The sequence below is a fragment of the Streptomyces sp. WMMB 714 genome, from assembly GCF_900090125.1.
GTDB lineage: Bacteria > Actinomycetota > Actinomycetes > Streptomycetales > Streptomycetaceae > Streptomyces > Streptomyces daqingensis.
In genome coordinates this window covers 200,579-216,578 of the sequence record NZ_FMHJ01000003.1, presented here as the reverse complement: position 1 = coordinate 216,578, position 16,000 = coordinate 200,579, and the positions used below count along the sequence as shown (strand labels likewise).

Sequence of the window (16,000 nt, the reverse complement as noted above, 5' to 3'; positions counted from 1 at the left end):
TGGTAGAGGTGAGCCGTGCGGGCCACCCCACCCGCGCCCCGGAAAGGGTCTGCCGGGGCGCGCGGCGGGTGGCGACAAACGCGTGAGCGGTTGTCTCAGCTCTGGTGCTTGAGGATGTAGTCGGTCGCGTCGCCGACGGTCTTGAGGTCCTTCACGTCGTCGTCCGGGATCTTGACGCCGAAACGCTCCTCGGCGGCGACGACCACCTCGACCATGGACAGCGAGTCGACGTCCAGGTCGTCGGTGAAGGACTTGTCCCGCTGGACGTCCTCGGTCGGGATACCGGCGATCTCGTTCACGATCTCGGCGAGACCCTCGACGATCTCTTCCTGCGTGGCGGCCATGTCGGCGCTCCTTCGGGTGCTTTCGACGTTCGGTCTTCTGCGTTTCCTCGCGGTGTCCCGCAAGGTGTGTCCTGCGCGGTCTCACACGGTGCGTACGGCGCTGTACGGATGTGTGGATCTTTGCCTAGGGGAGGGTAACGACCGTTGCTGCGTAGACGAGACCTGCCCCGAAGCCGATGACGAGCGCTGTGTCACCGCTCTTCGCTTGCCCGGTCGCCAGCAGCCGCTCCATAGCGAGCGGGATCGAGGCGGCCGAGGTGTTGCCGGTCGTCTCCACGTCACGTGCGACCGTGACGTGCTCCGGCAGTTTGAGGGTCTTCACCATCGAGTCGATGATCCGCATGTTGGCCTGGTGCGGGATGAAGACGTCCAGGTCCGCCGGTTCGACACCGGCGGCGTCGAGGGCCTGCTGGGCGACCTTCGCCATCTCGTAGACGGCCCAGCGGAAGACGGCCTGGCCCTCCTGGCGGATGGCGGGGAACTTCTCGACCTCGCCCTCGCGGTAGGCGTCCCAGGACACCGTCTGGCTGATGACGTCGGCCTTGTCGCCCTCCGAACCCCAGATGCTCGGGCCGATGCCGGGTTCCGTGGCGGGGCCCACGACGACGGCTCCCGCGCCGTCCCCGAAGAGGAACGCGGTGGAGCGGTCCGTCAGGTCCGTCAGGTCCGAGAGGCGCTCGGCACCGATCACGACGACGTAGTCGGCGCTGCCGTCGGCGATCAGGCCCTTCGCGAGAGTGAGGCCGTAACCGAAGCCGGCGCAGCCCGCGTTGATGTCGAACGCGGCCGCCTTGCCGGCGCCCATGCGGTCGGTGACCTCCGTCGCGATGGACGGGGTCTGCTTGAAGTGCGAGACGGTCGAGATGATCACGGCCCCGACCTGCTGAGGATCTATCCCCGCGTCGGCGACGGCCTTGCCCGCCGCGTGGAGCGACATCTCGGCGACGGTCTCCTCCGGGCCGGCCCAGTGGCGGCTCGCGATGCCGGAGCGCGAGCGGATCCACTCGTCGGAGGAGTCGATGTGCTTGAGGATCTCTTCGTTCGGCACCGTACGGACGGGGCGGTAACCGCCCACGCCGAGGATGCGTGAGTAGGGGGACCCCTTGGCGGGCTTGATCTTCGCGGTCATGCTCTCGAGCTCCTTGTGGCTCAGGCGGTCTGCGTGTGCTCGGCGATCAGCTCGCGCGCCGCGTCGAGATCATCGGGTGTCTTGAGTGCCAGGGTGCGGACGCCGGGGAGGCTGCGCTTGGCCAGTCCCGTGAGGGTGCCGCCCGGGCAGAGCTCGACGAGGGCGGTCACACCGAGCTGCTGGAAGGTCTCCGTGCACAGGTCCCACCGCACGGACGCGGAGATCTGGCCCACCAGCCGCTGCACGATCTTCCGGCCGTCCGTGACCGCGGTGCCGTCCAGGTTCGATACGCAGGGCAGTGCCGGGTCGTGGACCTCGGTGTCCTCGACGGCGCGGGCCAGCACGTCCACCGCCGGTGCCATGTGCTCGGTGTGGAAGGCGCCCGCGACCTTCAGCGGGATGACCCGCGCCTTCTCCGGCTTGTCCGCCGCGAGCTCCGCCAGCTGTTCGGCTGTGCCTGCCGCGACGATCTGACCCGCGCCGTTCATGTTGGCGGGGGTCAGGCCGAGCTTCTCCAAGTGCGCCACGACCGCGTCCGGTTCGCCGCCGAGCACCGCGGACATGCCGGTGTCGGTGACCGCGGCCGCCTCGGCCATGGCCGTGCCCCGCGCCCGTACGAGCGTCATGGTGTCGGTCGGCGAGAGCACACCCGCGACGGAGGCCGCCGCGAGCTCTCCCACGCTGTGACCGGCGACGGCGCCGAACAGCCGGGCCGGATCGCGGCCCTCCAGCAGTTCGCCCGCCGAGATCAGACTCGCGGCGACGAGCAGCGGCTGGGCGACCGCGGTGTCGCGGATCTCCTCCGCGCCGGCCTCTGTTCCGTAGTGGACGAGATCCATGCCGATGGCGGCCGACCACTCCGCGATCTTGTCGGTCACGCCGGGGAGTTCGAGCCAGGGAGCCAATAGGCCAGGCTTCTGGGCGCCTTGGCCGGGAGCGACGAGTACGAGCACCCTTTCACTCTCCCTTGTCGGACATGGTCCGCGCCGGTACGGAGCGGTACGAAGAACACGGAGGCAAATTGTCGGGCCCCCACAAAACCGGGCGCTCGGCGCTACGGCTGGCTCTCGAAGTCGGTGAGACGCCCGAGGATCAGGGCGATACGGAGCGTGAAGGCCGAGCGCACGTCGGAGGGTGACCAGCCGGTGACGTCCGTCACACGTCGTAGCCGGTAGCGGACGGTGTTGGGGTGCACGAAGAGCATTCTGGCGGCCCCCTCGAGGCTGCTCGCCTGCTCCAGATAGACGCTCAGAGTCTCCAGGAGCGCAGAGCCCGCCTCTTCCAGCGGTCTGTAGATCTCCTCCACCAAGAGGTCCCGCGCGTTGGGGTCACCGGCCATCGCGCGCTCCGGCAGCAGATCGTCCGCGAGGACCGGGCGGGGCGCGTCCTGCCAGGCCGCGCACGCCCGCAGACCGGCCGCCGCCGCCTGGGCGGAGCGCGTCGCCGACAGCAGGTCCGCGACGACAGGGCCGGCCACCACCGGGCCCGGTGCGAAAGGCCCGATAAGGGACTTCGCCGCGCGCAGCGGGTCGTCCGAACCGCCTGCCACGACGACGAGGCGGTTGCCCAGCACGCCGGTGAGGACCTGCAACTTGGCGTGGCGTGCCGCCCGTCGTATGGCCTCGACCGTCAACTCGCTGTCCCCGTCGGGCGCGGTGCCGAGGACGACCGCGACGTGCTCCGGGGCGTTCCAGCCCAGGGCGGCCGCACGGGAGACAGCACCCTCGTCGACCTCGCCGGACAGTACGGCGTTGACCACGAGCGATTCGAGCCTGGCGTCCCAGGCGCCGCGTGCCTCGGCGGCCTGCGCGTAGACCTGCGCCGTCGCGAAGGCGATCTCGCGTGCGTAGACGAGAAGGGCCTCGCGCAGCACCGACTCGTCGCCCGGGGCCGCCACCTCGTCGATGGCGGCCTCGACGACCTCGATGGTCGTGCGGACCATCTCGACGGTCTGGCGGAGCGTGATGGCCCGGGTCAGCTCGCGCGGTGCAGTGCCGAACACGTCGGTGCTGATGGCCTGCGGGGTTTCCGGGTGCCGGAACCACTCGGTGAAGGCGGCGATGCCCGCCTGGGCGACGAGCCCGATCCAGGAGCGGTTCTCCGGCGGCATCGCGCGGTACCACGGCAGCTGCTCGTCCATGCGTGTGATCGCGTTGGCGGCGAGCTTGCCGGAGGACTGTTCGAGGCGCCTCAGCGTCGCGCTGTGCGGGTGCTCGGACGGTTCCGGACGGTCGTCGTTCGGCGGGTTCGCGGAGGGATCTGTCGATTCGGGCACGTGCCAAGCCTGCCTCATCGGCCGGGGGGCGTGGGGCCGGGGGCGCCGGTGCGCAGCACGGAGGCGTCTACCGTGGGTCCATGCTTCACGTGTGGCGGGCGGAGGACCGGTATCGGGGCGGCGACGCGGAGGCGGGGATCGACACCCGGCACGCGTTCTCCTTCTCGGGCTTCTACGACCCGGACAACGTCGGCTTCGGGCAGCTGGTCGCCTGCAACGAGGAACGGCTCGCACCGGGGGCGGGGTTCGGCGAACACCCGCACAGGGACGTCGAGATCGTCACGTGGGTCGCCGAAGGGGAGCTGGAGCACCGGGACTCCACGGGCAGGACCTCGCTGGTGCGGGCCGGGGACGTCCAGCGGCTGGGCGCGGGCAGCGGTGTGCGGCACACCGAGCGCAACGCGGGGGTGGGGCCGCTGCGCTTCGTGCAGATGTGGCTCGTGCCCGGGACCGCCGGTCGGGGCGGCGACTCCGACGGGGACGGCGGCCGCGGGGCGTCCGGACGCGGGGAGCACGGAAACGGGGAGTACGAGCCGGAGTACGAAGTGGTGCACGGCATCGCGGACGGGACTCCCTTCGCGGTGCCGCGTACGGAGGCAGTGCTGCACGTCCGGCGGCTGGCGGACGGCGAGCGCACGGCCGTCCCCGAAGCGGCCTGGGTGTACCTCCACGTCGTACGAGGGACAGCGGAGGTGGCGGGCGCGGGCGAAGGGCCGTACAGGCTCGGTGAGAGTGACGCCGCGCGCATCACGGACGCCCGTGATCTGGAAGCGCAGGGGGCGGGCGGGCCCGTCGAACTGCTGATGTGGGAGATGCACGCGGAACCCGGCTACGGGTGAACCGCAGGAACGCACCCGTCACGCGCAGTGCGACGGTTGCCTGACCTGACCTGACCTGACCTGACCTGACCTGACCTGCCTTTGCCGTGCCTCTGTCGTGCGTTCGCGCGGACAGTCGGCCGGCCCGTGAGTCATCCGCGGGTACGGGCACCGGCAGTTCGACTGTGCGGCCGTGCGTGCAGCCGTACGCCCGGGTGTGCGTGTCGCCCGGTGTGTGCCGCTCGTCAGCCGTCGCGCTGTTCGCGCAGTTCGGCGAGCACTGCGTCGGTGAACTGCGGCCAGGCGTCCACGGCCCACTGTCCGAAGTCCCGGTCGGCGAGTGCGACGCACGCTGCGTCCGCCTCCGGGTCGACCCACAGGAACGTGCCCGACTGCCCGAAGTGGCCGAAAGTGCGGGGCGAGGACGAAGAACCCGTCCAGTGGGGGGACTTGCCGTCCCTGATCTCGAACCCCAGCCCCCAGTCGTTGGGCGACTGGTTCCCGTAGCCCGGCAGTACGCCCCTGAGCCCCGGGAAGGCCACCGTGGTCGCGTCCTGGAGGGTCTGCGGCGAGAGCAGGCGGGGCGAGAGCAGTTCGGCGGCGAAGCGTGCGAGGTCGCCGGCGGTGGAGACGCCGTCCTTGGCGGGGGAGCCGGGCAGCTCCGTCGAGGCCATGCCCAGCGGTTCCAGGACGGCCTCGTGCAGGTACTGCGGGAAGGGGATCTCGGTGACCTTGGCGAGGTGGTCGCCCAGCGCTTCGAAGCCGGCGTTGGAGTAGAGGCGCCGGGTGCCCGGCTCGGCCATCGGGCGGTCCTCGTCGAAGGCCAGGCCGGACGTGTGCGCGAGCAGGTGGCGGACGGTCGAACCCGCCGGACCCGCCGGGTCGTCGAGTTCCACCGCGCCTTCCTCGACGGCGATCAGAGCCGCGTAGGCGGCGAGCGGCTTGGTGACGGACGCGAGCGCGAAGCGGTGGTCCAACGGGCCGTGGCTGCCGGCGACCACCGGCCGGGCGGTGCCGCCGGCCGCGTCCCCGGCGCCTCCGGAGCCCGCCGCCCGGGCGACGACAGCGGCCGCAGCGGTCGGCACCGGCCAGTTCTCGATCATCCGCAGGCTGTTCATGGCTCCCGAGCGTAACGCGAGCGGGCTCGCCGGGAATTACCGCTTGCTTGGAGTGCGCTCGAAGTCCGTAGCGTTCAATGCATGACTGTGACGGAGACGGATGCAGCGGACGTAGCAGCCGAACCGGACGTGTGCGCTTCCGTGGAAGCGCCCCGCATCCGGCCCGGGGGACAGACGCACTACACCATCAGCGAGGTCGCGGCGGCCTCCGGGCTGAGCGCCCACACCCTGCGGTGGTACGAACGGATCGGACTGATGCCGCACGTCGACCGGTCGCACACGGGGCAGCGCCGGTTCACCGACAAGGACCTCGAATGGCTCGGCCTGGTCGCCAAGCTGCGGCTCACGGGGATGCCCGTCGCGGACATGGTCAGGTACGCGGAGCTCGTCCGCGAGGGCGAGCACACCTTCCCGGAGCGGCACGCGCTGCTCGTCGCCACACGTGAGGACGTACGGCGCCGGATCGCGGAGCTCCGGGAGACCCTCGCGGTACTGGACTACAAGATCGACATGTATGCGGCACTGCGCCCGCCGGAGAACACGGAGAGGACCGCATGACCACGGACCCGCAAGGAAGCGGCACGATCGGCACGGTACGGCTCGGAGCCCAGGGCCCGGAGACCGGCGTCCAGGGCCTGGGATGCATGGGGATGAGCTTCGCGTACGGGCCCACGGACGCCGACGAGGCACGGGCCACGCTGGAGCGCGCCCTGGAGCTGGGCATCACCCTGTACGACACGGCGGACCTCTACGGAGCCGGCGAGAACGAGAAGTTCATCTCGCCCTTCGTACGCGCGCACCGCGACGAGATCACGCTCGCCACCAAGTTCGCCCTCAGCCTGGACCCGTCCGACCCGGCGAAGCGCTCCATCCGCAACGACCGCCCGTACATCCGGCAGTGCGTGGAGGCGAGCCTGCGCCGGCTCGGTGTCGAGGAGATCGACCTCTACTACATGCACCGACGCGACGTGGAGGTTCCCCTCGAGGAGAGCGTCGGCGCGATGGCCGAACTGGTGGCGAAGGGCAAGGTCCGGCATCTCGGGCTGAGCGAGGTGACTGCCGGCGAACTGCGGGAGGCCCAGTCGGTCCACCCCATCGCCGCCGTCCAGTCGGAGTGGTCGCTGTTCAGCCGTGACGTCGAGAACGGTGTCGTCGACGCCGCCCGCGAACTGGGCGTCGCTTTCGTGCCGTACTCGCCCCTGGGCCGCGGATTCCTCACCGGCGCCTTCGCCGACGCCGAGAAGGATCTGACCGGCGACGACTTCCGGCGGCAGCAGCCCCGCTTCACCGGTGAGAACGCGTCAGCCAACGCGGCGCTGCTCGATCCGGTGCGCCGGGTCGCCGACGCGCATGGTGCGACGCCCGGGCAGATCGCCCTGGCGTGGGTGCACCAGCAGGCGCGGCTGCGGGAGGGTCTGACGGTCGTACCGATCCCGGGGACCCGCAAGCGGCACAGGGTGGAGGAGAACACGGCCGCCACGCGCATCGAACTGTCCGCGGACGAACTGGCGTTGCTGGAGCCCATCGCGGGACAGGTGGCGGGTGACCGCTACGCAGACATGTCGTTCACCTCAGCCGGGCGGCAGTGACGGCCTTCGCACACTCCCGCGATCCGTCTCCACAGTGCACGCGGTCGTATGAACCGAGCGTGATCGCGGCGAAGTTGGCGCCCGAATCGGTGCCGGGCTCCAGGTAGCCCGCGTGGCCCTCCGCCCGGTCGGAGGAGACCACGCGGGCGCCGAAGCCGTCGTCGGCCGGGTCGGCGCCGTGGCCGAGGCCGAACAGCCGGACGTTCGGGATCCGGGCGATCCAGTCGGCGGCGTCGCGGGCCGCCCAGACAGGTACGCGGGTGCCGAGGCCGGCGGCCGACGCCGCGTGCATGCCGGGGGAGCCGAACGCGACCAGGTTCGAGGCGTCCTTCCTGGTCAGGTGTGCCGCAGCCTTGCCGCACACGACGGATCCGTAACTGTGGCAGAACAGCGAGGGTGCGGGCGCGCCCGTGCGGGAGAGGCCGTGCAGGAACCGTTCCAGACGGGGGGCGCCCGCCTCGGCCAAGCGTCCTGTCGCGGCATCCGGTCCCAGCCCCACAGGAGTCGTGTAGCCGACCCAGGCGATGACGGCCGTAGGCGTGCGGGGGGCCGTTTCGTGCATCTGCGACCGCAGCGAGGCCGCCATGCCGGCGGGGGTGCCGTAGCGGTTGGCGCCCTTGCTGTCGAAGGTCCGCAGGTCGATGTCGGAGCCCGGCACGATCACGGCCGTGCGTCGGGCTGCCGCGAGGTCCCCGTAGACCTCGGCGACCTGGCCCCGTCCCCGCGGATCGAAGGCGAGGATCTGCCTGCCGGAGGCGAGGAGCCGCGTGTAGCGCGCGGCCTTCTGCCGGGCCTGGGCGTGGTCCTCCAGTGTGAGCGCCGGATCGGTCGAACGGGCGCGCTGGCGTGCTGCTGCCTTCCGGAGCGCGAGGCGATTGGCCGCGTAGCGCAGTGCGACCGGTGCGCCGTCGAGATTTCCCACGACGAGCGGGTGCCGCCGGGCGAGAGCCCGTCGCTCTGCGGGGTCGACGCCGGAGAAGAACGACGCGACGTGCGCCGGTCCCGCACCGGCGGGGTCGGGCAGCGGACGGCCGAGCGTACTGCTGTCCGCCCGCCAGGCGGCCGTCCCCGGCGGCGGCCCGGTGACGGCGCTCTGCCGCGACCCCGCTGCCCAGCCGGCCGTGGCCGCGACGACAGTGCTCACGAGTGCGGCGGCGGTCAGGGCCCTCTTCAGGCGGCGCTTCATCGCGGTTCTCCCTCCGGCGGCGGCCGGAGGACCCGGCGGCTCGGTGGGAGCAGACTCGGGCGGAGGTCTGCGGCGCTGCGTCACACCCGGGAGCCAACTCGCGGGCAGTACCGGGGTATCGGGCAGCCCGACGGGCCCTCCCGGAGGAGGAGGGGGAACCCTGATGCCTCTGGACCCCGCAGAACGGTAGGAAGATCAGCCCCCACCGGGGGAGACGAGCCCCGACTCGTAGGCGAAGATCACCGCCTGCGCGCGGTCCCGCAGACGCAGCTTGGTGAAGATGCGGCTCACGTGCGTCTTCACGGTCTGTTCGGCGAGGACGAGGGTGTCGGCGATCTCACTGTTGGAACGGCCCCGTGCGACCAGCTCCAGGACCTCCCGCTCCCGGTCGGTCAGCCCGTTCAACTGCAGGGACCGGGACGCGGCCTGCGGAGCCGGCCGCTGACGTGCGAAGTCGGCGATCAGCCTCCGGGTCACCGACGGGGCCAGCAGCGCCTCTCCGTCCGCGACGATCCGTACGGCGGCGATGAGATCGGCCGGCGGGGCGTCCTTGAGGAGGAACCCGCTGGCACCGGTGCGCAGTGCCTCGTAGACGTAGTCGTCGACGTCGAAGGTGGTCAGCATCAGCACCTTGGGCCGGTGGTCCGTGCCGGCCTCCGTACCGGGGTCCAGGAGCCTCCTGGCCGCCTCGAGCCCGTCCATCTCCGGCATGCGGACGTCCATGAGCACCACGTCGGGGTGCGTACGGCCGCACAGTTCGACGCCCTGCGCACCGTCCGCGGCCTCGCCCACCACGTCGATGTCCGGCTGCGCGGAGAGGAGGGCGGCGAAGCCCGCCCGCACCATGGCCTGGTCGTCGACGATGATCACGCGGGTGGTCATGAGGGTGAGGAGTCCTTCCCGGTCAGTGGCGTCGGCAGCACGGGGAGCCCGGCGGCCACGCGGAAACCGCCGTCGGGGAGCGGACCGACGTCGAGGGTGCCGCCGACGAGCCGTACGCGCTCGCGCATGCCGACGAGCCCGTGGCCCGTGCCGGCCGCCTCCAGGGGCGGACCGGCGGGCCGGCGCGACCGGCCGTTGACGACGAGCACGGTCAGTGTGGCGACGGGTCCGACTGCTTCCTCCCCGCCGCGGTCCCGGTCCCCGTCCCGGACCCCGCCCTGACCCCCGTCCCCGTCCCCCTCCCCGTGGAGGACCTCTCCCGCGTCCCCGCCCCGGCTGCTCTCCCCGCCCCGCGTCCCGTCCGCGGCAGCACCCCGCACGAACACGTGCGCCGTCGCACCCGGCGCGTGGCGGACGACGTTGGCGAGCGCTTCCTGCACGATGCGGTACGCGGACAGTTGCACGGCCTGCGGCAGATCGGACAACCCCGGTGCCACCGACAGTTCGGTCGGCACACCCGCACGTACTGTCGCCTCGACCAGCTGACCGAGGCGGTCGAGCCCCGGCTGGGGCGCGCGCTCGCCGTTGCTCTCCTCGCTGCGCAGCACGCCCAGCAGACGGCGCATCTCTGACAGCGATTCGCGCGCAGTGGCCGCTATGGAGCCGAACTCCTCCTGCGCTTCGGGCGGCAGACCGCTCAGCCTGTAGGGCGCACTGTCCGCCTGCACGGTGATGACGGACATGTGGTGGGCGACGACGTCGTGCAGCTCGCGGGCGATGCGCGCCCGCTCCTCCAGCAGCGTGCGGCGGCCCCGTTCCGCTTCGCTGATCGTCTCCTGCTCGGCGAGGCGCCGCTGCGCGTCGGCCCGTTCGCGAAAGGCGGCGCCCAGCAGCAGGATGACGCCGCTGAGGACGGTGAGCAGGATGTCGGTGCCGTCGCCGCGGTCCTGCGCGAGGGATCCGAGAGTGAACGACACGACGAGCGTGACTGCCCAGACGGCGATCAGGGTGTTGCGGCGCTCGTGCAGCGCCAGGGCCAGGCACAGCGCCAGATAGCCGACGATCACTGTGGCCGGCCAGGGCCAGGAGTTGCCGGCGGGCGGGGCGAACAGCAGGAGCAGCGCGCCTGCGGTGTCGGCACTGATCACGATCCACCACGCCTGCAAGGGGCGGTTCACCGCCAGAAGCAGCGGTCCGGCCTGCGCGAAGGCCAGGGACGTCGCCACCGCTCCCGGCAGCCCGTAGTCCTGGGAGAGGACCGTCGTCGTGACCGGGACCAGCGCGGTGACCAGCGCCGCGAGGAGCAGATGGACCAGCCGTCGTGTGCGCACGCCGGAACGGAGTGCGGGGGGCGATCCCCACGGGTGCGCGGGTGTCGTCAGTGCGGCGGCGAAGGCGCGCAGCCCGCGCAGCACCGTCTCCGCGGCCCGGGACGGCTGCTGGCCGCCGGCTTCGCGGAACGGTTCGGGGGCCGGTTCGGCTGCCGGCGGACCAGGCGGGGAGGAGGACATCGCGCGCTCAGATTAGAGGCGGGGAGCCGCCGGTACGTCATACGGCGGTACCGGATGCGCCCCCTACCGCAGTAGGGGCGAGGACCGTGTCCTCGGTGGAGCGGGCGCTCGGCCAGTGGGCCGGCAGGCTCGGACGACGGTCTGGTGGATGTAGCTCGGCGGGGAGCCCCGGCGGATGGCCGGCCTCGGGCTCAGAGCTCTGCCAGCAGGTCGGCCTTCTTCTGGGAGAACTCGTCGTCCGTCAGCAGCCCGGCCTCGTGGAGCTCGCCGAGATGCCGGATGCGTTCGGCGATGTCCGCGGGGTCCGAGCGGCCGGGGTGGGCGCTGCGCGCGTTCTGGCCCGGCGCCGCCGAGGCCGGCGCGGCGACCGGAACCGGAGAGCTCTCCGGCTCCGCCGCCCGCAGGGCCTCGAGCACCGACGCGGCGAACGGCAGCGACTCGTGCACGAGCCCGTAGCCGACGCCGAAGACCACCGAGGCAGGGTCCTTGTCGGGTTCGCCGGCGTCAGGCGCCCGCCCTTCACGCGGCAGCAGGCGCAGGTGGCCCCCCGCGATCTCGGGCGACCGCCACTCGACGCCCTCCAGATCGCCGACCTGGAAACTCTGGTCTCCCGCCTTCCATTTGGTGGACGACGCCCCCGTCCAGAACCAGCGGAAGAAGACGGTCTTCCCGTCGAAGGACGCCTTTCCGTCGAAGGCCTTGAAGCTCTGCGGCGGCAGCGGAGCCGCGACCAGATGGTGCTCGGCGGGTTTGCCCGCGTCCCCGTTCAGGACGGCGCGCAGCTCGGTCGCGTAGTACTCGGCAAGCGTCTCGCGTTCGGCGGGCAGCACCAGCCGGTACGGGTCGCATCCGTCCTTGAGCTGTCCGGCCGCGGCCTCCACCAGCGGATCGGCGCCTTCGCGGGGCTCGGCGCGCAGCACGACGGTTCCGCGTTTGCCACCTGGCGTGAGTTCGACATGACTCAGCGCCTCGTACGGGATGCGGCGCTCCCCCAGCACGTGGAAGAGCTTCGGCGTGCGGATCCCCCGTTCGAAGCGGATGAGCACGGAGTCCGAATCGAACTCCCAGGTGGAGTGTATTCCAGCCAGTACGTCACCCATGCGGCCCATCGTATGCGTGAGCTGCCGCCACGTCCCCCTCCTCAGCGCTACGCGCGTAATTCCCTGCTGCGGCAGGGCTCAGGCGGTCACTCCGAGGCAGCCGGGGTCGCTCGTGGCGCAGTTGACCGCCTCGTACGAGCCTGTCGCGATGTCGGCGAAGTTGTCCAGGCTGTCGGTGCCCGGCACGTAGTAGCCGGTGTGCCCGATCGCATCGACCGCGGAGAGCCTGCGCGCCCCGAACGAGGGGGCGACCGGGTCGGCGCCGTGGCCGAGACCGCCGACCTCCATGTGCGGGACGTCGGCGATCCAGTCGTCCTTGTCGCGTACCGCCCAGACGCGGGCACGGGTGCCGAGCTGGGCGGCGTGGTCGACGCGCATGCCGGGGCTTCCCGACGCGGTGATGTCGGTGACCCGGGGCGGCAGGTCCCCGGCGGCCTCCCCGCACACCACCGAGCCGTAGCTGTGGCAGAACAGGGCGATCCGTGAGCCGGGCAGTCCGTCGACGAACCTGTCGAGCCTCTCCGCGCCGTCCTCGGCCAGATGACCGGAGGCGGCCTCCACGCCCAGCCCGGTGGGTGCGGTGTAGTCCGCCCAGGCGATCGTCGCGGTCGGGACGTGCGGCGCGGCCGTCCGCTGCCGCTCCTGCAGGGCGCGTGCCATGCCGGCCGGCGCCGAGTACGGCTCGCCGGACTTCTCGAAGGACAGCAGGTCGGTGTCGACGCCCGGGACGACGACCGACACCCGCCTCGCCCGCTCGAGATCGCCGAACACCTCGGCCGCCCGGCCGCTGCCGGTCGGATCGAAGGCGATGATCTGGCGTTCGGAACGCAGCAGGGACTCGAAGCGGTGCAGGCGTCGCTCGGCCGTGTGGCGTCCCTGATCGGTGAGCCGCTCGTCGGAGACGCGTTCGCGCTCCACGTCGCGCGCCTTGAGGAGCGCGTTGTGGTTCGCCTGGTAGCGCAGCTTCACGGGGGCGCCCCCGAGGTTGCCCACCACGAGCGGGTAGCGGTCCGCGAGGCGGTCCTTCTGCGCCGTGCTGAGTGACCGGAAGAAGCGGTTCAAGGAGGCCGGCGCGTCGTCGGGATCCGGCAGCTGCCGCCCGGCGATGCTCCCCTTCTCCCAGGCCAGCAGGGCCGCCGCGTACGGGCCGGGGGTGCCGTCGTGCTCGCGGATCGCCGTCCAGCCGGTGGTCGCGAGGAGGACGAGCACCACCACGAGTGCCAGCGCCCCGCGCCAGAAGTTGGCGCCCGGCGACCCTGCCGGCGGCAATCCGATGCCGTGCCCGGACAGGGGGTTGCTGAAGGCGGAGAAGGAAGTCACTGGGCGACAACCCTAGGAGACACTGCCGAGTCCTCGTGCGTGCCGTGAGTCATCTCACGTTTCGCCACGCCTGATCGGGTCAGTCCGGTGCCACCAAGAGGCCGCGTCGATTCGCGGGCCGCGACGAGCTGCGGGATCGCGGCCGCGACGGGCCGGCGGTCAGTTGGAGGGTGCGGTCTCCGGAGGCGTACGGGGCGTGGAGGCGGAGGGCAGTTGGGAGCGTGCGCCGGTGCCCGGGGGGCGCGCTCCGGGCGTTCCCCAGTCCTGCCCGAGGGCCGGGCCGAGCTGGTCCACGTACGTCTCGACCTTCTGCCGGGCGGCCCGCACAGTGGTGTCCCCACCCGATCCCCAGCAGCGGCTGGCCGCCCTCATCACACCGGAGAACGCCGCGACCAGGACGCGCGGCCGCGGGTCCCCCTCCAGGTCCACGCCCTCGCGCCGGGCGATCTCCGCGGCGAGCCGCTCCTCCATCTCCATGGAATGGCGCAAGTGGACGGCGACGAGCGAGGGCGTCGTCTCGATGATCTGCCACATCTGCATGTGCAGCGGCAGGGGGACGACCTCCTCGATCGCCTCGCCGATGCTCTCCCACGTCTCGTCGAGCGTGCTGCGCAGCACCTGTACGGGGGAGCCGCCGGGCGGGCGGCGGCGCACCGCCTCCAGGTAGCGCTCCGAGACGAGCGTCTGCAGTGCGAACGCCACCTCTTCCTTGCTCGCGAAGTAGCGGAAGAAGGTCCGCTGGGAGACGTCCACGGCGGCGACGATCTCGTCGACGGTCGTCGCCTCGTACCCCTGCCCGACGAAGAGCTCGTGGGCGGCGCGGATGAGGGAGTCCCGGGTTCGCTGCTTCTTGCGCTCTCGCAGTCCCGTCACGCTTGCCACCTCCCAGTGGTGTGCTGCGCACGAATCGTGTGAGCAGTCCGACATGTAGCGACGAACGTTTTCGTTTGTCAATTGTCAGCGACTGTCACTAACCTCGCGCCATGAGCTCACAGATCAGCATGGACAAGGGCCAGGCCGAGCCGCCCCGCCCTGAGGGCACGGCCATACCTGGCACCGGTCCGGGCCTTCGCGGCCATCCGTGGCTGACCCTCGTCACCGTGGCGATCGGGATCACCATGGTCGCTCTCGACGGGACGATCGTCGCGATCGCCAACCCTGCCATCCAGCAGGACCTCCAGGCGTCACTCGCCGATGTCCAGTGGATCACCAACGGATATCTTCTCGCCCTCGCCGTCGCGCTGATCACGGCGGGCAAGCTCGGCGACCGGTTCGGTCACCGGCAGACCTTCCTCGTCGGCGTCGTCGGCTTCGCGGCCTCCTCCGGCGCCATCGGACTGGGCGGCAGCGTCTCCCTGGTCGTCGCCTTCCGGGTGCTCCAGGGGCTGTTCGGCGCGCTGCTGATGCCCGCCGCGCTCGGGCTGCTGCGCGCCACCTTCCCCGCGGAGAAGCTCAACGCGGCCATCGGCATCTGGGGAGCGGTCATCGGTGCCTCGACGGCGGCGGGGCCCATCGTGGGCGGACTGCTGGTCGAGCACGTCAGCTGGGAGTCGGTGTTCTTCATCAACATCCCGGTCGGGCTCCTCGCGGTGGTGATGGGCCTGCTGATCCTCCGCGACCACCGCGCCGAGAACGCACCGCGTTCCTTCGACTTCCCGGGGATCGTCCTGCTGTCCGTCGCGATGTTCTGCCTCATCTGGGCGCTCATCAAGGCCCCCGAGTGGGGCTGGGGCGACACCGCGACCCTCGGCTTCCTCGCAGGCGCCCTCGTCACGTTCCTCGTCTTCGGCGTCTGGGAGTCCAAGGCGAGCGAGCCGCTGCTGCCGCTGAGCATGTTCCGCTCGGTCCCGCTGACGGCGGGCACCGTGCTGATGGTGCTCATGGCCTTCGGCTTCATGGGCGGCATCTTCTTCGTCACCTTCTACCTGCAGAACGTCCACGGCATGTCGCCGGTCGACAGCGGCGTACGGCTGCTGCCCCTCACCGCGATGATGATCGTCGCCTCGCCGCTGGCCGGCACCGTGATCTCCAAGGTCGGACCGCGAGGACCACTGGTCACGGCCATGGTCATCGCCGCGGTCGCGATGTTCGGCCTCTCCTCGCTGGAGACGGACAGCAGCTTCGCGGTCACCTCGTTCTGGTTCGCCCTGCTGGGCCTCGGCCTGGCCCCGGTGATGGTCGGTGCGACGGAGGTCATCGTCGGCAACGCGCCACTCGAGCACGCGGGCGTCGCGGGCGGACTCCAGCAGGCCGCCATGCAGGTCGGAGGCAGCCTCGGCACGGCGGTACTCGGCGTCGTCATGGCCTCCCGCGTGGACACGGTGCTTCCCGAGAAGTGGACGGACGCCAAGCTGCCGCCGCTCGCGCCCGCGCAGGAGGGCCAGCTCAAGAGCGCGGCCGAGGTCGGAGTCGTACCGCCGTCCCCGGAGGGGACGCCCGAGCAGATCGCCGCAGCGGTCAAGGGCGTCGTCCACGACTCCTTCATGTCCGGCATGGGGCTCGCGTTCACATGCGCCGGCATCGTCGCCGTACTCGCCGCGGGAGTCGCCTTCTTCACCAAGCGGGGGTCGGCGGACGCGGGCCCCTCGGTGCACGTGTGAGGCGCGTGGCGGCTCACTGACGTCCGGCGCGCCGGAGAACCCGACGGAGACGGCAGTGGCCGTCCCGGGGACAGGGCGGAACAGCCTGGCTGTTCCGCCCTGTCGGCGTGTCGGAGTCCGGGGCCCGG

15 protein-coding genes are annotated in these 16,000 nt (G+C 71.5%); 4 read left to right on the top strand and 11 right to left on the bottom strand.

Annotated features, from left to right (window positions below):
• Window positions 1–95: 95 nt before the first annotated feature.
• The 4 genes from H181DRAFT_RS06310 to H181DRAFT_RS06295 all read right to left on the bottom strand — a co-directional run bounded on the left by H181DRAFT_RS06310 (window position 96) and on the right by H181DRAFT_RS06295 (window position 3,667).
• Window positions 96–344, bottom strand: a complete 249-nt coding sequence (locus H181DRAFT_RS06310; RefSeq protein ID WP_045863239.1) for an acyl carrier protein — start codon at window positions 342–344, stop codon at window positions 96–98.
• A 124-nt stretch (window positions 345–468) separates the two neighbouring features.
• Complete coding sequence (locus H181DRAFT_RS06305; RefSeq protein ID WP_045863238.1) at window positions 469–1,473, bottom strand: ketoacyl-ACP synthase III; 1,005 nt, start codon at window positions 1,471–1,473, stop codon at window positions 469–471.
• Window positions 1,474–1,493: 20 nt separating this feature from the next.
• Complete coding sequence (locus H181DRAFT_RS06300; protein WP_045863237.1) at window positions 1,494–2,426, bottom strand: ACP S-malonyltransferase; 933 nt, start codon at window positions 2,424–2,426, stop codon at window positions 1,494–1,496.
• 101 nt (window positions 2,427–2,527) lie between these two features.
• Window positions 2,528–3,667 (bottom strand): PucR family transcriptional regulator, encoded by a 1,140-nt coding sequence (locus H181DRAFT_RS06295; protein ID WP_107068700.1) that lies wholly within the window; start codon window positions 3,665–3,667, stop codon window positions 2,528–2,530.
• 161 nt (window positions 3,668–3,828) lie between these two features.
• Here H181DRAFT_RS06295 and H181DRAFT_RS06290 point away from each other — a divergent pair, with 161 nt between their 5' ends.
• Window positions 3,829–4,587 carry a pirin family protein gene (locus H181DRAFT_RS06290; protein WP_045863235.1) on the top strand — a complete coding sequence of 253 codons (759 nt, stop codon included), beginning with the start codon at window positions 3,829–3,831 and terminating at the stop codon, window positions 4,585–4,587.
• Between the two features lie 224 nt (window positions 4,588–4,811).
• Here H181DRAFT_RS06290 and H181DRAFT_RS06285 read toward each other — a convergent pair whose 3' ends face one another.
• A complete protein-coding gene (locus H181DRAFT_RS06285) occupies window positions 4,812–5,684 on the bottom strand; it encodes a serine hydrolase domain-containing protein (RefSeq protein ID WP_045863234.1) in 873 nt (290 codons plus the stop codon).
• 81 nt (window positions 5,685–5,765) lie between these two features.
• Between H181DRAFT_RS06285 and H181DRAFT_RS06280 the strand changes: the two genes are divergently transcribed.
• Window positions 5,766–6,242 (top strand): MerR family transcriptional regulator, encoded by a 477-nt coding sequence (locus tag H181DRAFT_RS06280; RefSeq protein ID WP_045863233.1) that lies wholly within the window; start codon window positions 5,766–5,768, stop codon window positions 6,240–6,242.
• Entirely contained in the window at window positions 6,239–7,273 is a 1,035-nt protein-coding gene (locus tag H181DRAFT_RS06275) for an aldo/keto reductase (protein ID WP_045863232.1), read from the top strand. Before H181DRAFT_RS06280 ends, H181DRAFT_RS06275 begins: the two co-directional genes overlap by 4 nt.
• Here H181DRAFT_RS06275 and H181DRAFT_RS06270 read toward each other — a convergent pair.
• The 6 genes from H181DRAFT_RS06270 to H181DRAFT_RS06245 all read right to left on the bottom strand — a co-directional run bounded on the left by H181DRAFT_RS06270 (window position 7,251) and on the right by H181DRAFT_RS06245 (window position 14,145).
• Complete coding sequence (locus tag H181DRAFT_RS06270) at window positions 7,251–8,459, bottom strand: alpha/beta hydrolase (RefSeq protein ID WP_045863231.1); 1,209 nt, start codon at window positions 8,457–8,459, stop codon at window positions 7,251–7,253. The genes H181DRAFT_RS06275 and H181DRAFT_RS06270 overlap by 23 nt on opposite strands.
• 195 nt (window positions 8,460–8,654) lie before the next feature.
• A complete protein-coding gene (locus tag H181DRAFT_RS06265) occupies window positions 8,655–9,341 on the bottom strand; it encodes a response regulator (RefSeq protein ID WP_045863230.1) in 687 nt (228 codons plus the stop codon).
• Entirely contained in the window at window positions 9,338–10,852 is a 1,515-nt protein-coding gene (locus H181DRAFT_RS06260; RefSeq protein WP_074467736.1) for a sensor histidine kinase, read from the bottom strand. Before H181DRAFT_RS06260 ends, H181DRAFT_RS06265 begins: the two co-directional genes overlap by 4 nt.
• 191 nt (window positions 10,853–11,043) lie before the next feature.
• On the bottom strand, window positions 11,044–11,952 hold the full coding sequence (locus tag H181DRAFT_RS06255; RefSeq protein ID WP_045863498.1) for a DUF4429 domain-containing protein: 909 nt from the start codon (window positions 11,950–11,952) through the stop codon (window positions 11,044–11,046).
• 78 nt (window positions 11,953–12,030) lie between these two features.
• Window positions 12,031–13,221, bottom strand: a complete 1,191-nt coding sequence (locus tag H181DRAFT_RS06250; protein WP_045863497.1) for an alpha/beta hydrolase — start codon at window positions 13,219–13,221, stop codon at window positions 12,031–12,033.
• A gap of 210 nt (window positions 13,222–13,431) precedes the next feature.
• Complete coding sequence (locus H181DRAFT_RS06245) at window positions 13,432–14,145, bottom strand: TetR/AcrR family transcriptional regulator (protein WP_045863229.1); 714 nt, start codon at window positions 14,143–14,145, stop codon at window positions 13,432–13,434.
• Between the two features lie 110 nt (window positions 14,146–14,255).
• On the opposite strand from H181DRAFT_RS06245, the gene H181DRAFT_RS06240 reads away from it, so the two are divergent.
• Window positions 14,256–15,872 carry an MFS transporter gene (locus H181DRAFT_RS06240; protein WP_045863228.1) on the top strand — a complete coding sequence of 539 codons (1,617 nt, stop codon included), beginning with the start codon at window positions 14,256–14,258 and terminating at the stop codon, window positions 15,870–15,872.
• The last annotated feature ends 128 nt before the right edge of the window (window positions 15,873–16,000 follow it).